Consider the following 16,868-nt stretch of genomic DNA (forward strand, 5'->3'; position numbering starts at 1 on the left):
CCATGAATACGCCCTACAGCATCATATCCATTCTATCAGGTACCTTGCTGGCTTATCTCATTACCTGGCTGCTGAGCCGTCAGCGATGGATTTCCCGCAATGTCCACCGGCAAATCTGGAACACGCTGTTGCTAATTACTTTTCTCTTCACTTGCGTCCTGGGACTTTTGCTGGCATTGAAAGCCAATTACAACCTGAAGTTTGCCTTTCTGGACGAAGCGTTACCAGTGCATGTCGATTTTGGTATTGCCATGAGTATAATTGGTTTACTGCATATTTTCTGGCACGTGAATTATTTTAAACGCTTGTTTGGAAAGGAGACGGAACAAAAATCACGGGAAATATCAGGAAAGGAACAAGTTGATATCCCAAAAACTCCTCTGCTTTTTCCATTTCTTTTGGGATTCATCACCCTTACGGGACAACTGGTCTTGTTCCGTGACTATCTGGCCATCTTTGGAGGCAATGCGTTGTATGTCGGAATACTACTTTCCCTTTGGCTTATACTCACCGGACTTGGCACACAACTGGCCCGAAACAGGACTTTTTCGGTTAATGCGATAGTTCGACTGCTTTTGGTCCTGACGTTACTTCCATCCATCAGCATTCTCATCATCCGGGTAACACACGGCTGGCTTTTCGAAACGGGGACCGAAACCGGTCCATTGAGTTTTGCTTTTTTTGCCCTGTTTACGTTGGCGCCACTTTGTCTCACCGGTGGATTGTTGTTTCCGGTATTAAGTCAGCACCGCCCGGGAGAAAACACCGGTCTGATTTATTCATGGGAGTCAGCAGGGAGTTTGGTTGCCGGTATGATGTTCAGTTTTGTATGGGTATTTCTCTTCTCACCCATTCAGACATTAGCTATCGCCGGTTTTATTAGCCTGGCATTGTTGTTCATTCTTCGGAAGAAAGTGAAAGAAATTCCCCTCTATTCGACATCTGTCATCGCAATCCTTCTGGCTTTCCTTTTCGTCTTTCCCCCCGAAAAAATGACTCGGGCTTCACTTTTCCCGGGACAGCAAATTCAAAGCATCATACAAAGCGTTTCCGGTGAATTGGTGATTACCCGGGCCGCGAACCAATCCAATGTATTCGAGAACAGCCGGTTGCTCTATTCACAGGGAAGCCCTTCGGCGGCTGAAGAACCTGTTCACTATACGTTGTCTCAACGTGATAGGGTCAATCAAATAGCCGTAGTTTCCGGGGCATTAACCGGAGTTCTATCGGAATGCCTGAAATACCGCCCAAACCGTATAGATTACTTCGAAGTGAACGGGAAGTTACTGGAGCTGGAAAAACAAAGTCAGACGATCCCAAATGATTCGACCATTCACATCCACCGAACCGATTTTCAACGCTGGATTTCCAAATATCCACTCCAATATGACGGTATAATTTTAAACATTCCACCTCCGGAGACACCATCGGCCAGCCGGTACTATACCAAAGAATTCTTCCACAATATCCGAAAAAATATCTCCGATAGCGGAGTGGTCGCCATTCCTTTGCTATCCGCCGCCAATTATCTCGATCAAACCACTGTTCATCTATACCAAACGGTCATTGCTACGATTCAGCCTTATTTCAGAAATTGGCTTATCCTTCCGGGAAACCGTGATATTTTACTGGTTTCCAATGGACAATTACACACCAACATTTTGACCCGGATAGAAGATTTAGGTATCATAACCAACTACATCGCTTATTTTATCGATGAACCAGACCTCGTTACGCGAAGTCATGAGTATGTTGAAATAATGACGAACAAAGCAAAAATGGTCTCGGTCAATCATCCCATTGCAGTAAGCTATTTTACTGGTTTCTGGCTAAAAAAACATGGCCTTTCGTATATTCTTTTCGGAACAATACTCGTCGTCATTTTCATTTTCCTGATAAGTTTTACCCGGGGAATTTCCAGAAGCATGTTTGCAGCCGGTTTTACCGCTTCCATCATGGAAATTATTCCGCTGGTACTGATTCAAGCCACATTCGGGTATTCCTATTACCTGATTGGCGTTATTTTTACACTCTTCATGGCCGGGCTCACTCTGGGGGCCCGCTGGACGATTACGACAGGAACAAAAGGCGATCATCGAATTTCGCGGCATCATATCTGGTTTATGCTGTTGCTGATATCCCAATGGGCGGTCGCCCAATGGCTCTCGCCCGGCAGAACGGTCATCTATATCGCCTCGGAACTGCTCCTGATTACTATGGCCGGATGGCTGACCGGACGTATGTTCCAATTAACTTCCAGCCAGTATCGCCCAAAAACAGAAGCGCCATCCATGGTTTACAAAGCCGATTTATATGGGTCGGCCGGAGGCGCCATGCTGGTGTCGGTTTTTTTGGTCCCATTACTTGGAATTAACCTTACGCTCTTAGTACTTTTAGTCATGCATCTCTTCCTGACCTTTGTGTCGAAACGAAGAACCTCTTCAGTCAGAATATGAAAACACAAACGCCTAAAACATTCACAATGAAAGCACCTTCGATTTCCAGACGAACATGCATTAAAACCGGGCTGATGGGAACGCTGGGAATGGCTTTTATTCCGGCATTAGCAGCAAATGACCCCGTTCTGAAAAAATATCAGCGCGAAGCACGTTATTACAAAATCACCGGCCGCGGGGTGAAGTGCACGCTGTGTCCCAATGAATGCAACATCAGCCTCAACGATACCGGCGACTGCCGGACCCGAATCAACCGCGATAATAAGCTTTATACAACGGCTTATGGGAACCCATGCGCCATTCACATCGACCCGGTCGAGAAGAAACCATTGTATCATTTCCTACCTGGAAGTCGTTCCTTTTCCATCGCCACGGCAGGATGCAACCTGGTTTGCCTGAACTGTCAGAACTGGCAAATTTCGCAGGCAACCCCAGCAGAAACCCGGAATCAGGAACTGTTTCCGGGACAAGTGGTTGCTTCGTCCATTGGAAATAACTGTCAATCGATTGCTTACACATACGCCGAGCCGCTTGTTTTCTATGAATACATGTATGACTCATCGGAAAAAGCACACCAGGAAGGAATCAAAAATATTCTCATTTCCAATGGCTACGTTAATGAAGAGCCATTGCGAAAACTCACCAAAGTCATCGATGCGGCCAATATCGATTTAAAATCTTTCAGCGATGATATCTACATCCGGTTGAACACCGGTTCGCTCAAGCCAGTTCTTCGTACCCTGAAAATATTGAAAGAGGAAGGTGTCTGGCTCGAAATTACCAACCTGGTCATCCCCGGCTGGACCGATGATATGGATATGATTAAAGAAATGTGTGCCTGGCTGGTGAAAAACGGCTTTGACGAAACTCCTTTACATTTCAGCCGGTTCTTCCCGCAATATAAACTGCAGCAGCTGCCGGCCACTCCAGCCGAAACCCTCACCAAAGCACGTAACATTGCTATGCAGGAAGGAATAAAATTCGTGTACATTGGCAACCTGCCGGGAAACGATGCATCGAACACATTATGTCCCAAATGCCACCAGGTAGTCATTGAGCGAAAGGGATTTCGCATTCTGAAAAACAATCTGACAAAAGGCAAATGCCAATTCTGTCACACACCTGTTCCGGGTGTTTGGGCGTAGAACCGGGAAACTGAAAACGTTCAATCGAAAGCAAAAGTTATTATCTTTGGTTTCTGCGGATAGATGGGTAAATATATCATTCTCCGTTTGGAGCAGTATCCGCCCTAATTCCGCCTTGTGTATGACCAGTCACCAATCTTCATTCCTGTTAAAGTGAATACAAAATCGCAAAAAGCAAACACACATGAAAATAAACATTTTTCAGGTCGATGCGTTTACCTCCGGGCTATTCGAAGGAAATCCCGCAGCCGTTTGCCCACTGGACGAATGGCCTAAAGACGAGATCCTTCAAAACATTGCCATGGAGAATAATTTATCGGAAACTGCCTTCTTTGTCCGAAACCTTCATTACTATGAACTCCGGTGGTTTACGCCCAAAGTGGAAGTAGCTCTGTGTGGACATGCTACGCTGGCAACAGCCCATGTCCTTTTTCACCACATGGGGAGCACTAAGAACCCGCTCATCTTCAACACCCGCAAAAGTGGTGAGTTACAGGTAAAAAAAGATAAAGGCTCATTAACGCTGAATTTTCCGGCTGATAAGTTGGAACCGGCACTTCCTCCCAAAGGAATGATTGAAGCTTTGGGCAAGAAACCGGAAGAAATATGGAAAGGGAAGACTGATTACCTGCTGTATTATCCCGCCCAGGAAGACATTGAAGAAATGGCCCCGGACTTTTTCCGCCTGGCTAACGTCGAAGCACGAGGCATTATTGTTACAGCTCCGGGCTATGAAAACGATTTTGTTTCCCGGTTCTTTGCCCCCGCCGTAGGAGTAAATGAAGATCCGGTGACAGGTTCGGCCCACACTTCGTTAACACCCTTCTGGGCACACCGGATGAACCAATTGGAATTCGATGCCACTCAACTGAGTGAACGTGGTGGAAAGCTAAGATGTCATCTTTCAGGTGATCGTGTTTTTATTTCCGGTCAGGCCAAAACATTCCTCGAAGGGACCATCACATTATAAACCATCATTCACGATTCAAGCTATTGTATTAAAACGTACATTATGAAGATTTTTTCAAGCAATCTTACCAGGATAACACTGGTAATATTGATCGTTTTGTCTTTCTCTTTACAGGGAAAAGCAGAGATAACGATGCCCCGCATTTTCAACTGCGGGATGGTGCTCCAGCAGGGCATGGAAGTTCCCGTTTGGGGATGGGCATCGCCAAACGAAAAAGTGAGTGTTTCTATTGATGGAAATACGGTAAAAACCAAGGCCGGAGATGACGGTAAATGGAAAATAAAACTGCCCGAGATGAATACCGGAGGGCCCTACTCGATGACCATCAAAGGCAAAAACACCATGGTTTTCGAAAACATCATGGTGGGAGAAGTCTGGGTTTGTTCCGGGCAATCCAATATGGAATTTCCGGTCGACAGCATCGACCAAAGTTATCGCGGTGTGAATAACTATCAGCAGGAAATAGCCAATGCTGACAACTATCCGGAAATCCGACTTTTCACTGTTCCGAGGAAGATTGCTCAAACTCCGCAAAAGGATCTGGATAACGGGGAGTGGCTCGAGTGCTCGTCAGCAACGGTAGGAGATTTCTCAGCAGTCGGATATTTTTTCGCCCGCGGTTTGTACAAAAAACTGGGCGTTCCTGTTGGTATCATCTGCGCAGCGTGGGGAGGAACAGTTGCTGAATCATGGACCAGCCCGGGAACCATGGCCAATGACTCCGACTTCGGACCGATGGTTGCCGAGTTGCGGAAACTTGACCTGAAAAAATACAAGGAAGTTAAGGAAGCCAGGATAAAAGCTGAATTGGGTGAACTACCACTCGTTGACAAAGGATTGATTGATGGAAAAGCAGTATGGGCGGCCACCAATTACGATGATTCAGGTTGGAAACCGATGCAATTGCCGGGCTTATGGGAAAGCTTGGGCTACAACAACATTGATGGTATTGCATGGTTCCGGAAAACGATCGAAATTTCGCCAGGGGATGCGGGTAAACCAGCCAAACTGAACCTCCAGAAAATTGATGACTCTGATCAAACCTGGGTCAACGGTATCCCGGTAGGAAAAACCATGAACGCGTACAATAAGAATCGCCATTACGAAATTTCTGAAGGAGTATTAAAAAGCGGCAAAAATGTGATTACCGTTCGGGTAGAAGACACCGGAGGTGGTGGTGGAATACATGGCAGCGCTAATCTTATGAATCTGTCAATTGATGGAACGAACATCCCGCTGGCAGGCAACTGGAAATTCAGGTTTGGCAAAATTGATACCAACGCATTATCGCTGGGGCCTAATGACTATCCGACCTTGTTGTATAATGGAATGGTCAATCCAATTGTACCTTACGGAATTAAAGGAGTAATCTGGTACCAGGGCGAATCGAATGCTGACCGTCCGACGCAATATCAACGGATTTTCCCGAATTTGATCAAAGACTGGCGGATGCATTGGAATGAAGGAGATTTTCCATTCCTTTTCGTTCAACTGGCTAATTATATGGCCCCGCAGAATCAACCCGGCAACAGTAACTGGGCCCGTTTACGCGAAACTCAAACCAAAACGTTGGAATTACCGAATACAGGAATGGCTGTAGCCATCGACGTAGGAGAAGGAGGAAATATTCATCCGAAGGATAAACAATCTGTTGGATACAGGCTTTCATTACCTGCGCTGAAAATTGCCTACAACGAGGATTTGGTATTTTCCGGGCCGATGTTTGACCACATGGAGATTGACCAATCAAGAATCTTCCTCACATTCAACCATGTTGGTGAGGGGCTCAAAGTTCATGATAAATATGGCTATCTAAAAGGCTTTGCCGTAGCCGGGGCCGATAAGAAGTTTCACTGGGCGAAAGCTGTTTTAGTCAACCCCGGCACCGTTGTGGCCTTCAGCTCCGATGTGAAAAATCCGGTGGCTGTTCGCTATGGATGGGCAGACAATCCGGAGGATGCAAACCTGTATAACAGTGCAGGGCTACCGGCATCTCCCTTTCGAACGGATAACTGGTAATGAAAAAACGATAAACAAAAATGGCTCGCACTTCATCGTGTGAGCCGTTTCTGTTTGTTCCATACAAATTTATGGTTCAAGTAAATAAGGCCATTGCATACCTGCTAGCATTGCTTTCTCCCATATTTTATAAGGTTTCCCTGACATGGAGATACCATATTCAGCAACAGCCTGCGGAAACGAGACCCCCTTTCGAAACAGCCAAAACAAATGACTGTCGAATAAACTGCCTGCAGTAATTTTTTGATTCATGGTAACCGCCACATCAAATAAATCATTCTTAATCAATGCCTCCGACACTGACTGGTTTTTATCTTTATGTAACAAAGCCTCGTGATCCTGAAGATCCTTTAAAACCCGATAAAACAAGCGATAATTTTCGAATTGGATTTTATAGTGATGTTCCTTCTTTGTACTCTCCCTGATAAATTTAAAAATAATAAATTCACGCTTGACCATAAACTGGGCCGAAGTTATCTGAATCATCTCAGGCACAGTAATTCCATAATTATATATGAGAAACAGTATTAACCGTTGCCGATCGGTTGTACTTCTGTTCATAAAATTACGCACATCATCCGGCGAAAAAAACTCATCCATAAGTAGTGAATTTCTCGAAAAACGTTAACTATCCTTACAAAATAATACACATACATAAGCAAAGGCCACCGTTCTATTCCAGGAAAATGATAACTTTCAGTAACCCCCCTATTTAAAGTAGCATTCCCAAAAAAACTGATAGAACTAAACGGTAATCCATATCGCAAAAATACATATTTTTTCAGAGATTCAAACACCAGTAATATATATTCTTACATATATTATTAACGATAAAGTTTCACCACGTTGTTGAAGTTTTTCCCCTTTCTCTCATTGCTTCGTTTTAATATATGTTATTTATTCTAAAATTGGTTGAAGCGTAAACTAATTTTTTTTTAATTTTGCCCGTACGTGTAGCATGGGAAAAATAATTTAGCAATGAAAAAAGGCAACGCACGGGGCGACGGGGAATAAAAAAAATTCTTAAAACTGGCGGGAGAGGGGTTATTATTAAAGAGGGTCTATTATCAGGGATGTTATTGGGAATTAAAATCAGAATAAGATCTAAAGATAACTAATCACATGGCCCAGGCGTTAAATCCAAATTTTGATTGGGAACCGGAAGAAGGGGGAGCGAATAAATGGCTGGTGCTTATAAGCATTATGATAGGGACGTTCATGGCCTCACTGGATTCAACGATCGTCACCGTTGCTTTCCCCAAAATGATGGCTACTTTCGGGGTTAGCATCGATAAGATCGAGTGGGTCATGACTGCTTACTTGATGGCTTTTGCTGTGGTTTTGCCCTCCTCCGGCTGGATTGCGGACCGGTTTGGTCATAAGTTGACTTACATACTCGGGCTCATCCTGTTCACCGTGGGTTCTATGGCATGCAGTTTTTCACAGAATGAAAGCTTTCTTATTGCTTTCAGGGTCTTTCAGGGTGTTGGTGCCGGATTCCTGACACCAGTGGGAATGGCCATTGTAACCCGTACTTTTCCACCCAGACAACGAGGGTTGGCCTTAGGCATCAGGAGTATCGCATCGGCAGCTTCGATGTCGCTCGGCCCTCTTTTCGGAGGCTACCTGGTGGACAACTATCCCTGGCATTCCATTTTTGATATCAACATACCAGTGGGAATTATTGGTATTATCGCTGTAGTTGTCCTTCAGGATGAATACAAAAGTCACATTAAAGAAAAGTTTGACATCGGGGGATTTATAACCATGTCCATCGGTCTGGGGGCATTGTTGCTGGCATTTTCAACAGGGAACTCGAGCTGGAATACCGGCGGATGGCATTCAACTTTTATTTTTACCAACTTCTTTATTGCTGCAGTATGCCTTATTGCTTTTATTACGATTGAAATGAATAAGAAGCACCCCATTTTGAACCTGAAGATACTGAAATATCACAACTTTGGATTGGCAACCCTGATCCTGTTCATATTTGGTGTAGCCTTTTTCGGAAATTCGTTTCTGCTGCCCTTATTTCTTCAAAATTCTTTGGGATATACAGCATTTCAGGCCGGACTCGTGTTCTTACCTGTAGGAATTTTGCAGGCATTTGTAGCACCGCTTTCAGGCCAGTTTACGGACCGGTTTAACCCTAAAATTCCGCTTTTTACCGGAGCAATTATCCTGGGCATTACCATGTATCTTTTCAGTTTCTTTTCCTTACAGACCATGCATGGACAAATCATGTTACCGCTATATCTCAGAGGCCTTGGAATGGGATTGTTTTTTGCCCCTCTTTCTGCCATAGCTTTAAATGATATTCCCCGGCCCCAGCTTGCTCAGGCATCCAGTTTATTTACTACCGTCCGCCAAATCGGAGGTAGTTTCGGCATTGCTGCCCTGGGAACTATCCTTACAGAACGTGTGAAGTTTCATGCCCAGATCTACAGTGAACAACTCCGTCAGGGTTCGCCCCAATATAACCAGGTTATGGATCATCTCAAAAATTTTGCCATGCACGCCACTGGAAGTAGCAGTATAAATGGCCAGCATTACGCAAAAATGATGCTTTTAAATAATATAAAAAGCCAGGCATATGTCCAGGGAATTAACGATGATTTTCTGATTGGAGCCGTCTTGACATTTAGCCTGTTGATACCCATGCTATTATTAAAAACCCGTAAAAAGAAGTTAAACCGGTAAAAATTATTAAAAATGATAAATGACAAGCTAACAGGGAAAAGGGTTCTAATTACAGGATCCTCAAGCGGATTGGGCTTTGCAATGGCCAGGGCTTTAGGTTTAAAGGGAGCTACCGTGCTAATTGTTGCACGCCATGCTAATAGTTTGGACAGAGCACTCAAAAACTTAAAAGATCAGCAAATTGATGCCTATGCATTAGAAATGGATGTCAGAAGCGGACCATCCATTATGAATGCTGTAAAATGGGTTGAAAAACAATGGGGAACGCTTGATATGCTTGTTAACAATGCAGGGATCGGCATGCGGACGGTTAATCCTCATTTTTTGACAGAACCCAAACCATTTTTTGAAGTGAATGCAACCGGTTTTCGCGATTTGATTGATACAAATCTCACCGGTTATTTTCTGGTTACAAAAGCATTTATACCCTTTTTTATCAAACAAAAGAAGGGTAAAATAGTAAACATCACCATGAACCATGAAACAATGAAAAGAAAGGGGTTTATTCCCTATGGACCTTCACGGGCAGGGGCAGAATCCTTAACACTTATTATGTCGGAAGATTTAAAGGATTATCAAATAGATGTAAATATGCTTTTGCCGGGCGGAGCCACAGAAACGGGAATGGTCCCGGAGGAATTTAAGCAATCCCTGCCAAAGGATTTTAAGATATTAAGTCCGGATATAATGGCCGGCCCCATTGTTTTTCTTGCAAGTGATGAAAGTGACGGAATAACCGGACAGCGAATTATTGCAACACAATTTAACGACTGGAAAAGAAATCGTTCCAATACAAATTAGAGAAGTTCTGGGAACGGCTTTAAAGATTTTGCCAAACGGGATGAGGTAGTAATTGCTACCAAAGTATTAAACCGCACATTAACCGGGTGATAGATTTTGCCAACCACCATGGTTTTGCCGGGCTGGCTGCGCGTGTGCCGACCCCAAAAGACAAGGGCCTGGTGGCGAACCAGGTTAAGCTGGTTTACCAGCGGGTGCATGCCCGGCTGTGCAACCATGTCTTTTTTCCCGAGGCCGACCTGAACAGGGCGATCGGCAAGAAGATCGTGCCGCATAACCAAACCCGGATGCAACAACGGGGCAACAGCCGGGAAGAACACTTCCTGACCGATGAAAAAGGATTGTTAAAAGCCTTGCCCCTGACAGGTTTTGGTATCCTTTATTATGCGAACCTGAGGGTGCAGCAAAACAGTTAAAGAATATCTTGTAAAACAGTAATTAATAACCAATATCAAATAAGGAAGACAATAAATGTTCTTTGGACTTTTCGGGCATCCTCTTTTTTTTATCATCTCAATTCAAACCATTAAAAACCGGTTGCCGTGTGAACTATACGGTGACCTAATTAGCCGCCCCTGAAAAACCTCCGGTTTCATTAACACATTCAGTGCTTCACCATATGTCTTACAGCTGATCCGGCAGGTAACCTGTGTATCGTTTTTCTTGTTCATTACGACATAAAGCTTCATCCATCCTGATCAACAGATACATAGCCCGACCGGTTCCCATTTATCCAACCTCTCTTACTTATGGTTTTCCACTGGCAATTTTACCGGCAACAATCTCTGCGGCTTTAATCAAAGGATAACCGGCTGGGGATGCTGTAAGACACGGATGTGTTCCGATTTGGGACGACAATAACGCATTGACGGACATCCGGTTTTCGATGGCCAGACCAATCACGTTGGTCAGTTCTCCGGCGCTTAATCCGCCAATCACTTCGCCCCCGATGATGATTCCCGAACGCCGGGCCACCACCAACTTCACCAACTGTTTGTGCGCATCGGGCAAATTACCCGGATGACGATCAACGCCTTCGAAGAAACCAGTTACTACTTCAATACCTTCTTCCAATGCCCGGGCTTCGGTTACGCCGGCCGTTCCAAATCCGGTATCGCCAATGGCCGTGGAATAGATGGCAATGGTACCACTGAAAGTTTTAATCACATGCAAATTAAATAAGTTCATGCCGGCAATACGGGCCTCGGCACAAGCAGTAGAGGCCAGCATGGTAAATACACGCCGGCGTGTAACGAAATCGCGTTTCTGCGCGCAATCGCCCACGGCAAATACATCGGGTGTGTGGGTGCGCATGTATTCGTCGACCGCAATAAAGCCGCTTTCGTCGATATCGATGCCTGATTTGGCAGCCAGCGCTGTATTGGGTTGGTAGCCCATGGAGAGTATGACCGCATCCACCTTTTCAGTAAGGCCATTTTCGAGACGAACACCCGTCACCTTATCGCCGCCTACAATCTCTTTCACACCATTGCCGGTGATGATATTCACGCCTCGTTCTTCGAGCTTGGTTTGGATGCGATTGGACAACTCCACATCAAATGCCAAGCTCAAAATAGAGGATTCTTTTTCTACCAGGATGACCTCTTTCCCGTCTCGTACCAACTCGTCGGAGAATTCCACACCGATGAAGCCGGCACCGATGACCGCAACGCGCTTGCACGAAGCCAGCTTTTGTTTCATGTCGTCGAGATAAATCTTATCTTTGGGAATCACAAAAACATTTTCCTTTTCAGCCCCTTTCAGCCATTTCGGTTTTACCGGAACAGAGCCCGTAGCAATGATCAGCTTATCAAATTGAATAGTATCGCCTCCTGCTAATTGTGCCGTTTTGGTTTTCCCGTCAATCAGGATCACTTCATCAACTATCGACCCAATATCATTTTTTGCCATCATGGCATCAACAGGCACGATGTTTTTGGCACTGTCGCCCAGTGTACCGAAAATGTATGGGATGCCGCAGGGAACCATTACATCTTTCTGCTTCTTGACCAGTGTGAATTTCTTTTCCGGATAAGATGATTTTCCGGTTATAGCCGCGACCATACCAGCCGCGCTTCCTCCAATGACTAATACATCAGTTGTTTTCATGTGTTTATTGTTTGTATTCAAGGGTTACATACGACAGTCTTAAAACTCAATCCCTCTACGGCCGACAAGACCACTTGAATAATAATGTTTTATCTCTTTCATTTCGGTCACCAAATCGGCTATTTCTATAAGATCAGATGTAGCGTACCGTCCCGTAACAATAACTTCGGAATGTTTTTCACGAGATTGAATGGCCCTAATTAGTTCTTCCGAAGAAAACAAGTTAAAATGAACCGCAATGCAAGCCTCATCCAGGATAACCAAGTCATACGCCCCGGACGACAAGACCGTGGTCACTTCTTCCAATCCTTGCCGGGCTGCATTGATATCTTCCTCCGAAGCTTCTTCGACAATAAAGCATTTAAGCCCATATTGCTTCACTTTAATTTCAGGAAGAAAACGATTGATTGATTCATGCTCCGAGTATGTACAACCTTTCACAAACTGGGCAAAGAAAACTTTCTTTCCCGCACCAGCTGCCCGAACAGCCAGGCCAATTGCAGCCGTGGTCTTTCCTTTTCCGTTACCTGTGTAAACCTGAACATATCCTTTCATAACGAGGGCCTGTATTGTCGATAATAAAATATCTTCCCGTTGTATTTCACCTTGTTAATTAGGCGCATATGCAGTAGGGAACTTATCACCGAAGTATTGGATTTATCGTTCCGAAGAAGCTCCTCCATGGCATCCTCGCGTAACGGATGGACTGCCGTGATATTGAAGATACCGTCAAATGCGTTTCCGGTAAATTCATCGGCAAATGAATGGAGTCCGGATAAATAGGCTTCAAATGTCAAAGCCGTAACCGGCCGGTCGAACATTCTCCAGATTTCCTCGTTTGCTGCATCAACTTTTACTGAGGCCCAGTCGGCCAGCGTCAACGAATCCCTGACTTCTTTCTTTGTCAATAAAGAAGCATTGCTAATGATGGCTATTGGAGAAACAATATTATTTATTCCCAGGCTTTTGCCCAGCCTACGCGATGGTATGGGGCCCAAACTTATCATCTGACAATTGATTTATTGTTCTTCCGTCTGATAATTTTTATCAAATCTCTGTGGCATCTTCAAAATCCCCAGGTTGATTTGATACAATGCGTAATGACGGACCGTTTTTCGCTTTTCTTCCTTTAACCAATAAATGTGCTTTAAAAGAACCTCAGTCACTTCGCCTATACATGTGGCAGAAATAATCACCGGAATAAAATACTCACGGACCATGTGAAGATTGCGGCCAAATTCCCTCGCAACCAACACATCGACACCCAGCTCTTTCAAAAAGCTAATGATTGCTTTTCCTTTTCGGGGAGAACCGTGCAGGAACTCTTCGCCGGACTGAATGAATGGGTTCTGATATTCATCGATCAGACTCAGCTCATCATCCCGGTGTTCATAAATCAGGAAACGTTCAGCTTCGCCAAAATGCTTCTTTTCAAAAGCATGCCCCTGATTAACCGCAAAAGCGAAGCGCAAAGATTCTTTCATAAGCACATGATTTAAGAAACTGACATGGAACAATTGATATCTATATCCACGACATAATTCTTATGCCGGTACTTCCTTTACCTGATCGATTTTTTGCGCCAACTCTTCAAAGGCTTTTATCAGAATTGCATTTCCAGAGCTGAATACGTTCTTACCCTGATCACTCAACTCACAAACATCGGCCACAAGTGGAATCTGTGAAAGCAGTGGCACACCGTATTCCTTCGCCAGTTGCTCTCCCCCTCCTTTCCCAAACAAAAAGTATTTTTCATCCGGGTGTTTTTCGGGTACAAACCAGGCCATGTTCTCCACGATACCGGCCACCGGAATACCGACGCCATTGGCAACAAACATATGGGCAGCTTTTCGTCCATCGGCAATGGCCATTTGCTGCGGCGTCACCACAATGATGGCCCTGGCTCCCGGGAACTTTTGTGCCAGCGTAATGGAAATGTCGCCGGTTCCGGGCGGTAAATCAATGACCAGGTAATCCAGTTTTCCCCAACGGGTATTCTCGATCAACTGCGTGAGCGCTTTGGAAGCCAATGGCCCCCGCCAGATGACCGCGTCCTGCTTTTGCATAAGAAACCCCAATGACATAACTTTGATGCCGAATTTCTCCACGGGTTCCATCTGCTCGCGGTCGTTTTCCTTCCATACCTGGGGCCTGGCATTTTCCAGTCCTAATGCCATCGGAACAGAAGGTCCGTACAAATCGGCATCCAATATTCCTGTCGCATAACCTTCGCGCATGAAAGCCACCGCCAGGTTAACCGCTACGGTTGATTTCCCCACGCCGCCTTTTCCTGAAGCTACCAAAATGATATTCTCCACTTCCGGTAAAATCTTCGGTTGCATTTTCTTTATTTCCATGAGTTAATTTCTATATCTGAGTTGATTACCTAATAATTCTGTCAGTTGTGATGAATGAAACTTTTGCCATATGTAAGAGATTCTTCTTTCGTAATCTGTCGCCATACTTCCCGCAATTGCTTGGTTATGGTTGAATCGGGGGCAAACTCGATAACCGACTTGCCTTCAATCATGGCCATCACAACCGTATCATCGAACGGTATTCGGGCCAGCAACGGGATTTGTTTGTTTTCCAGGAATATTTCAACCTGTTTGGTTACCTCCAGGTTCAGGTCATGTTTGTTTATCAGCGCTGCCATGGGCACCCGAAAAGAATTGACCAATTTCACAAGTCTCTGCAAATCGTGCAAGCCAGAAAGGGTCGGTTCAATAACCAGCAAAACCTGGTCGGTTCCTGAAACAGAAGCAATCGCTGAACAGCCAATTCCGGGCGGACCGTCGTTAAGAATGTAGCTGGCTTGTTTATCACGAGCCAACTCCCTGGCTTTATTTCGAATCAGCGTCACCAGTTTCCCTGAATTTTCTTCTCCCGGCCCCATATGCGCATGAACCATCGGGCCAAAACGCGTATCGGAAATGTACCACTCGTTATTCCTGCTACGGGTGGATGTAATCGCTCCATTTGGACAAGTCCGTTCGCACAACCGGCATCCTTCACATTGGTAAGGATTGATCTCGTATTGACCATGAAGAAAATGAATGGCATTGAACCGGCAGTTCGACTGGCAGATTCCGCAACCATCGCACTTATCTGCATCAATCGATGCAACCCAGGCACCCTCGAAAATATACTGTTCCCTCATTTCGGGCTGCAATATCAGGTGTAAATCGGCCGCATCCACATCATTGTCGCAAAAAACAGCTTCGACAGCAATAGATGAAAGTGCAGCCGTAATGCTGGTTTTTCCGGTCCCCCCTTTTCCGCTTAAAATCGTAATCTCCTTCATAATTCAGCCAAATGATGTCCTACCTTCCCGGTGATTTGTTGATATACAGTTTCAAATTCTTCCGGAACATTTTCAAAAAGATTCCCTGCGGCATACTCCGCTGCATACTCCCTGCTAAAGGGTATCTCTCCCAGAATTTCAATTCCCTTTCGGGAAAGGAATTCGTGTGTTTCATGATTCCCCAAGCCACTCTTGTTAATCACGACACCATAGGGTTTCTCCAGTTCGTCAAGCAATTCCACTGTAAGCTTCAGATCATGCAAGCCAAAGGGTGTGGGCTCCGTCACCAGAATCACATAATCGGCATCAGCCACTGTTTCCACTACCGGGCAACTGGTTCCGGGCGGAGCATCATAAATGACAAGTGAACCCTGTTCGGGAAATTCATTCTTCAACTCTTTTATCAGCATAGTCTGCATGGACGAACCAATTTGTAAACGTCCTTCCAACAAACCTTGTCCGAAACCAATGTCGTATTTCGCAATTTGCCCGATTGATTCCGGCTTTTCTATTATGGCATCAAACGGACAGGCAACAGAGCAAGCGCCGCAACTATGGCATAAATCGGAATTAACCTGAGCGAGTTTAACGGATGGAATAATGACTATGGCATTGAATTCACAATACGTCACACATTTCCGGCAAAACTGACATTTCTCGCTGTCGATAACCGGGATCAACTGATTGACCGGTTTATTTTCTATCATTATTTTCTCCGGAAAGAAAAGTGCATCATTGGGTTCCTCCACATCACAGTCGTATAACACAACATCTTCTCCATCCATGGAAAAACGTCTATACAAATTCAGTGATACCGTTGTTTTTCCGGTACCTCCCTTTCCACTGGCTACCACTATTTTTTTAACCACAAAAACTACATTGGTAAATAAGTAATTCAATGGATAATCGCGCATTGATTATGCATGCGCGATTATCTTCATCTACAACCATGAACACCTAAAAGCGGCCTCCTCTTCCGCGGCCTGCTCCACGTCCGGGGCCTCTTCCTCGGCCTGCTCCACGTCCTCTGCCCAATCCACGTCCGAATTGGATTTCATTGTTTTCGTTGGAGCCTTCCCCTTTTGCAGGGGCACACTTTCCCAATCCTCTACCGGTGCGGGGACCTTGTCCCAACGGTCCGGTTTCATTAAATCCAGGCATATTTATCTCCCAATTTTTGGTATAAATCCACTTTTCAATCGTTCTCCACGGCCTTTACCTCCACCGCTTTTTCGGCGTTTGCCAAGGCCGGTACCGAGTTTATTATCTCCGGACAATTCTTCCGGTTCCTTACAACGCCCCAGTTTTCGTCCTGTCTTCGGACCATTTCCTTCCGGGCCTTTTCCGTTTAATTGTGGCATGTC

At 45.0% G+C, this 16,868-nt stretch carries 17 protein-coding genes; 7 read left to right on the forward strand and 10 right to left on the reverse strand.

Features of this window, described 5'->3' with window-relative positions; genetic code table 11:
- Window positions 1-2: 2 nt before the first annotated feature.
- The 4 genes from GJU82_RS08580 (at window position 3) to GJU82_RS08595 (ending at window position 6,590) form a co-directional block, all read left to right on the forward strand.
- Window positions 3-2,456 carry a hypothetical protein gene (locus GJU82_RS08580; protein WP_153631770.1) on the forward strand — a complete coding sequence of 818 codons (2,454 nt, stop codon included), beginning with the start codon at window positions 3-5 and terminating at the stop codon, window positions 2,454-2,456.
- Window positions 2,457-2,482: 26 nt separating this feature from the next.
- Window positions 2,483-3,601 carry an AmmeMemoRadiSam system radical SAM enzyme gene (gene amrS, locus GJU82_RS08585; protein ID WP_153631771.1) on the forward strand — a complete coding sequence of 373 codons (1,119 nt, stop codon included), beginning with the start codon at window positions 2,483-2,485 and terminating at the stop codon, window positions 3,599-3,601.
- 184 nt (window positions 3,602-3,785) lie between these two features.
- Entirely contained in the window at window positions 3,786-4,571 is a 786-nt protein-coding gene (locus GJU82_RS08590; RefSeq protein WP_153631772.1) for a PhzF family phenazine biosynthesis protein, read from the forward strand.
- A gap of 42 nt (window positions 4,572-4,613) precedes the next feature.
- Window positions 4,614-6,590: a sialate O-acetylesterase gene (locus tag GJU82_RS08595; protein WP_153631773.1), complete on the forward strand. Its 1,977-nt coding sequence runs from the start codon at window positions 4,614-4,616 to the stop codon at window positions 6,588-6,590.
- Window positions 6,591-6,659: 69 nt separating this feature from the next.
- Here GJU82_RS08595 and GJU82_RS08600 read toward each other — a convergent pair whose 3' ends face one another.
- Window positions 6,660-7,190 carry a hypothetical protein gene (locus tag GJU82_RS08600; RefSeq protein WP_153631774.1) on the reverse strand — a complete coding sequence of 177 codons (531 nt, stop codon included), beginning with the start codon at window positions 7,188-7,190 and terminating at the stop codon, window positions 6,660-6,662.
- Window positions 7,191-7,712: 522 nt separating this feature from the next.
- Here GJU82_RS08600 and GJU82_RS08605 point away from each other — a divergent pair.
- The 3 genes from GJU82_RS08605 to GJU82_RS08615 all read left to right on the forward strand — a co-directional run bounded on the left by GJU82_RS08605 (window position 7,713) and on the right by GJU82_RS08615 (window position 10,507).
- Window positions 7,713-9,290 carry a DHA2 family efflux MFS transporter permease subunit gene (locus GJU82_RS08605; protein WP_153631775.1) on the forward strand — a complete coding sequence of 526 codons (1,578 nt, stop codon included), beginning with the start codon at window positions 7,713-7,715 and terminating at the stop codon, window positions 9,288-9,290.
- A gap of 12 nt (window positions 9,291-9,302) precedes the next feature.
- On the forward strand, window positions 9,303-10,091 hold the full coding sequence (locus GJU82_RS08610; protein WP_153631776.1) for an SDR family NAD(P)-dependent oxidoreductase: 789 nt from the start codon (window positions 9,303-9,305) through the stop codon (window positions 10,089-10,091).
- A gap of 86 nt (window positions 10,092-10,177) precedes the next feature.
- Window positions 10,178-10,507 (forward strand): hypothetical protein, encoded by a 330-nt coding sequence (locus GJU82_RS08615; RefSeq protein ID WP_153631777.1) that lies wholly within the window; start codon window positions 10,178-10,180, stop codon window positions 10,505-10,507.
- A 331-nt stretch (window positions 10,508-10,838) separates the two neighbouring features.
- Here the strand turns inward: GJU82_RS08615 and GJU82_RS08620 are convergent, their stop codons facing one another.
- From GJU82_RS08620 to GJU82_RS08660, 9 genes are all read right to left on the reverse strand, one after another.
- Window positions 10,839-12,200: an FAD-dependent oxidoreductase gene (locus GJU82_RS08620; protein ID WP_153631778.1), complete on the reverse strand. Its 1,362-nt coding sequence runs from the start codon at window positions 12,198-12,200 to the stop codon at window positions 10,839-10,841.
- A 39-nt stretch (window positions 12,201-12,239) separates the two neighbouring features.
- Complete coding sequence (gene cobO / locus GJU82_RS08625) at window positions 12,240-12,755, reverse strand: cob(I)yrinic acid a,c-diamide adenosyltransferase (RefSeq protein ID WP_153631779.1); 516 nt, start codon at window positions 12,753-12,755, stop codon at window positions 12,240-12,242.
- The gene (locus GJU82_RS08630; protein WP_153631780.1) at window positions 12,752-13,207 is read right to left on the reverse strand and encodes a hypothetical protein; all 456 of its coding nucleotides are present in this window, start codon (window positions 13,205-13,207) and stop codon (window positions 12,752-12,754) included. The genes cobO and GJU82_RS08630 overlap by 4 nt, the downstream gene beginning before the upstream one ends.
- 12 nt (window positions 13,208-13,219) lie before the next feature.
- Window positions 13,220-13,684 (reverse strand): NifB/NifX family molybdenum-iron cluster-binding protein, encoded by a 465-nt coding sequence (locus tag GJU82_RS08635; protein WP_153631781.1) that lies wholly within the window; start codon window positions 13,682-13,684, stop codon window positions 13,220-13,222.
- A gap of 60 nt (window positions 13,685-13,744) precedes the next feature.
- Window positions 13,745-14,557 carry an Mrp/NBP35 family ATP-binding protein gene (locus GJU82_RS08640; RefSeq protein WP_153631782.1) on the reverse strand — a complete coding sequence of 271 codons (813 nt, stop codon included), beginning with the start codon at window positions 14,555-14,557 and terminating at the stop codon, window positions 13,745-13,747.
- Window positions 14,558-14,598: 41 nt separating this feature from the next.
- Window positions 14,599-15,504, reverse strand: a complete 906-nt coding sequence (locus GJU82_RS08645) for an ATP-binding protein (protein ID WP_153631783.1) — start codon at window positions 15,502-15,504, stop codon at window positions 14,599-14,601.
- Window positions 15,501-16,373 carry an ATP-binding protein gene (locus tag GJU82_RS08650; RefSeq protein ID WP_153631784.1) on the reverse strand — a complete coding sequence of 291 codons (873 nt, stop codon included), beginning with the start codon at window positions 16,371-16,373 and terminating at the stop codon, window positions 15,501-15,503. The genes GJU82_RS08645 and GJU82_RS08650 overlap by 4 nt, the downstream gene beginning before the upstream one ends.
- Before the next feature lie 88 nt (window positions 16,374-16,461).
- Window positions 16,462-16,665, reverse strand: a complete 204-nt coding sequence (locus GJU82_RS08655) for a DUF5320 domain-containing protein (protein WP_153631785.1) — start codon at window positions 16,663-16,665, stop codon at window positions 16,462-16,464.
- 2 nt (window positions 16,666-16,667) lie between these two features.
- A complete protein-coding gene (locus tag GJU82_RS08660) occupies window positions 16,668-16,865 on the reverse strand; it encodes a DUF5320 family protein (RefSeq protein ID WP_153631786.1) in 198 nt (65 codons plus the stop codon).
- Window positions 16,866-16,868 lie beyond the last annotated feature (3 nt).

The sequence above is a fragment of the Prolixibacter sp. SD074 genome (assembly GCF_009617895.1).
In the GTDB taxonomy this organism is placed as follows: Bacteria; Bacteroidota; Bacteroidia; order Bacteroidales; family Prolixibacteraceae; genus Prolixibacter.

Bases quoted from the DNA above. Each gene is read 5' to 3' on its own strand.
- GJU82_RS08580 (WP_153631770.1), top strand. From the start codon at position 3: ATGAATACGCCCTACAGCATCATATCCATTCTATCAGGTACCTTGCTG.
- amrS (WP_153631771.1), top strand. From the start codon at position 2,483: ATGAAAGCACCTTCGATTTCCAGACGAACATGCATTAAAACCGGGCTG.
- GJU82_RS08590 (WP_153631772.1), top strand. From the start codon at position 3,786: ATGAAAATAAACATTTTTCAGGTCGATGCGTTTACCTCCGGGCTATTC.
- GJU82_RS08595 (WP_153631773.1), top strand. From the start codon at position 4,614: ATGAAGATTTTTTCAAGCAATCTTACCAGGATAACACTGGTAATATTG.
- GJU82_RS08600 (WP_153631774.1), bottom strand. From the start codon at position 7,190: ATGGATGAGTTTTTTTCGCCGGATGATGTGCGTAATTTTATGAACAGA.
- GJU82_RS08605 (WP_153631775.1), top strand. From the start codon at position 7,713: ATGGCCCAGGCGTTAAATCCAAATTTTGATTGGGAACCGGAAGAAGGG.
- GJU82_RS08610 (WP_153631776.1), top strand. From the start codon at position 9,303: ATGATAAATGACAAGCTAACAGGGAAAAGGGTTCTAATTACAGGATCC.
- GJU82_RS08620 (WP_153631778.1), bottom strand. From the start codon at position 12,200: ATGAAAACAACTGATGTATTAGTCATTGGAGGAAGCGCGGCTGGTATG.
- cobO (WP_153631779.1), bottom strand. From the start codon at position 12,755: ATGAAAGGATATGTTCAGGTTTACACAGGTAACGGAAAAGGAAAGACC.
- GJU82_RS08630 (WP_153631780.1), bottom strand. From the start codon at position 13,207: ATGATAAGTTTGGGCCCCATACCATCGCGTAGGCTGGGCAAAAGCCTG.
- GJU82_RS08635 (WP_153631781.1), bottom strand. From the start codon at position 13,684: ATGAAAGAATCTTTGCGCTTCGCTTTTGCGGTTAATCAGGGGCATGCT.
- GJU82_RS08640 (WP_153631782.1), bottom strand. From the start codon at position 14,557: ATGGAAATAAAGAAAATGCAACCGAAGATTTTACCGGAAGTGGAGAAT.
- GJU82_RS08645 (WP_153631783.1), bottom strand. From the start codon at position 15,504: ATGAAGGAGATTACGATTTTAAGCGGAAAAGGGGGGACCGGAAAAACC.
- GJU82_RS08655 (WP_153631785.1), bottom strand. From the start codon at position 16,665: ATGCCTGGATTTAATGAAACCGGACCGTTGGGACAAGGTCCCCGCACC.
- GJU82_RS08660 (WP_153631786.1), bottom strand. From the start codon at position 16,865: ATGCCACAATTAAACGGAAAAGGCCCGGAAGGAAATGGTCCGAAGACA.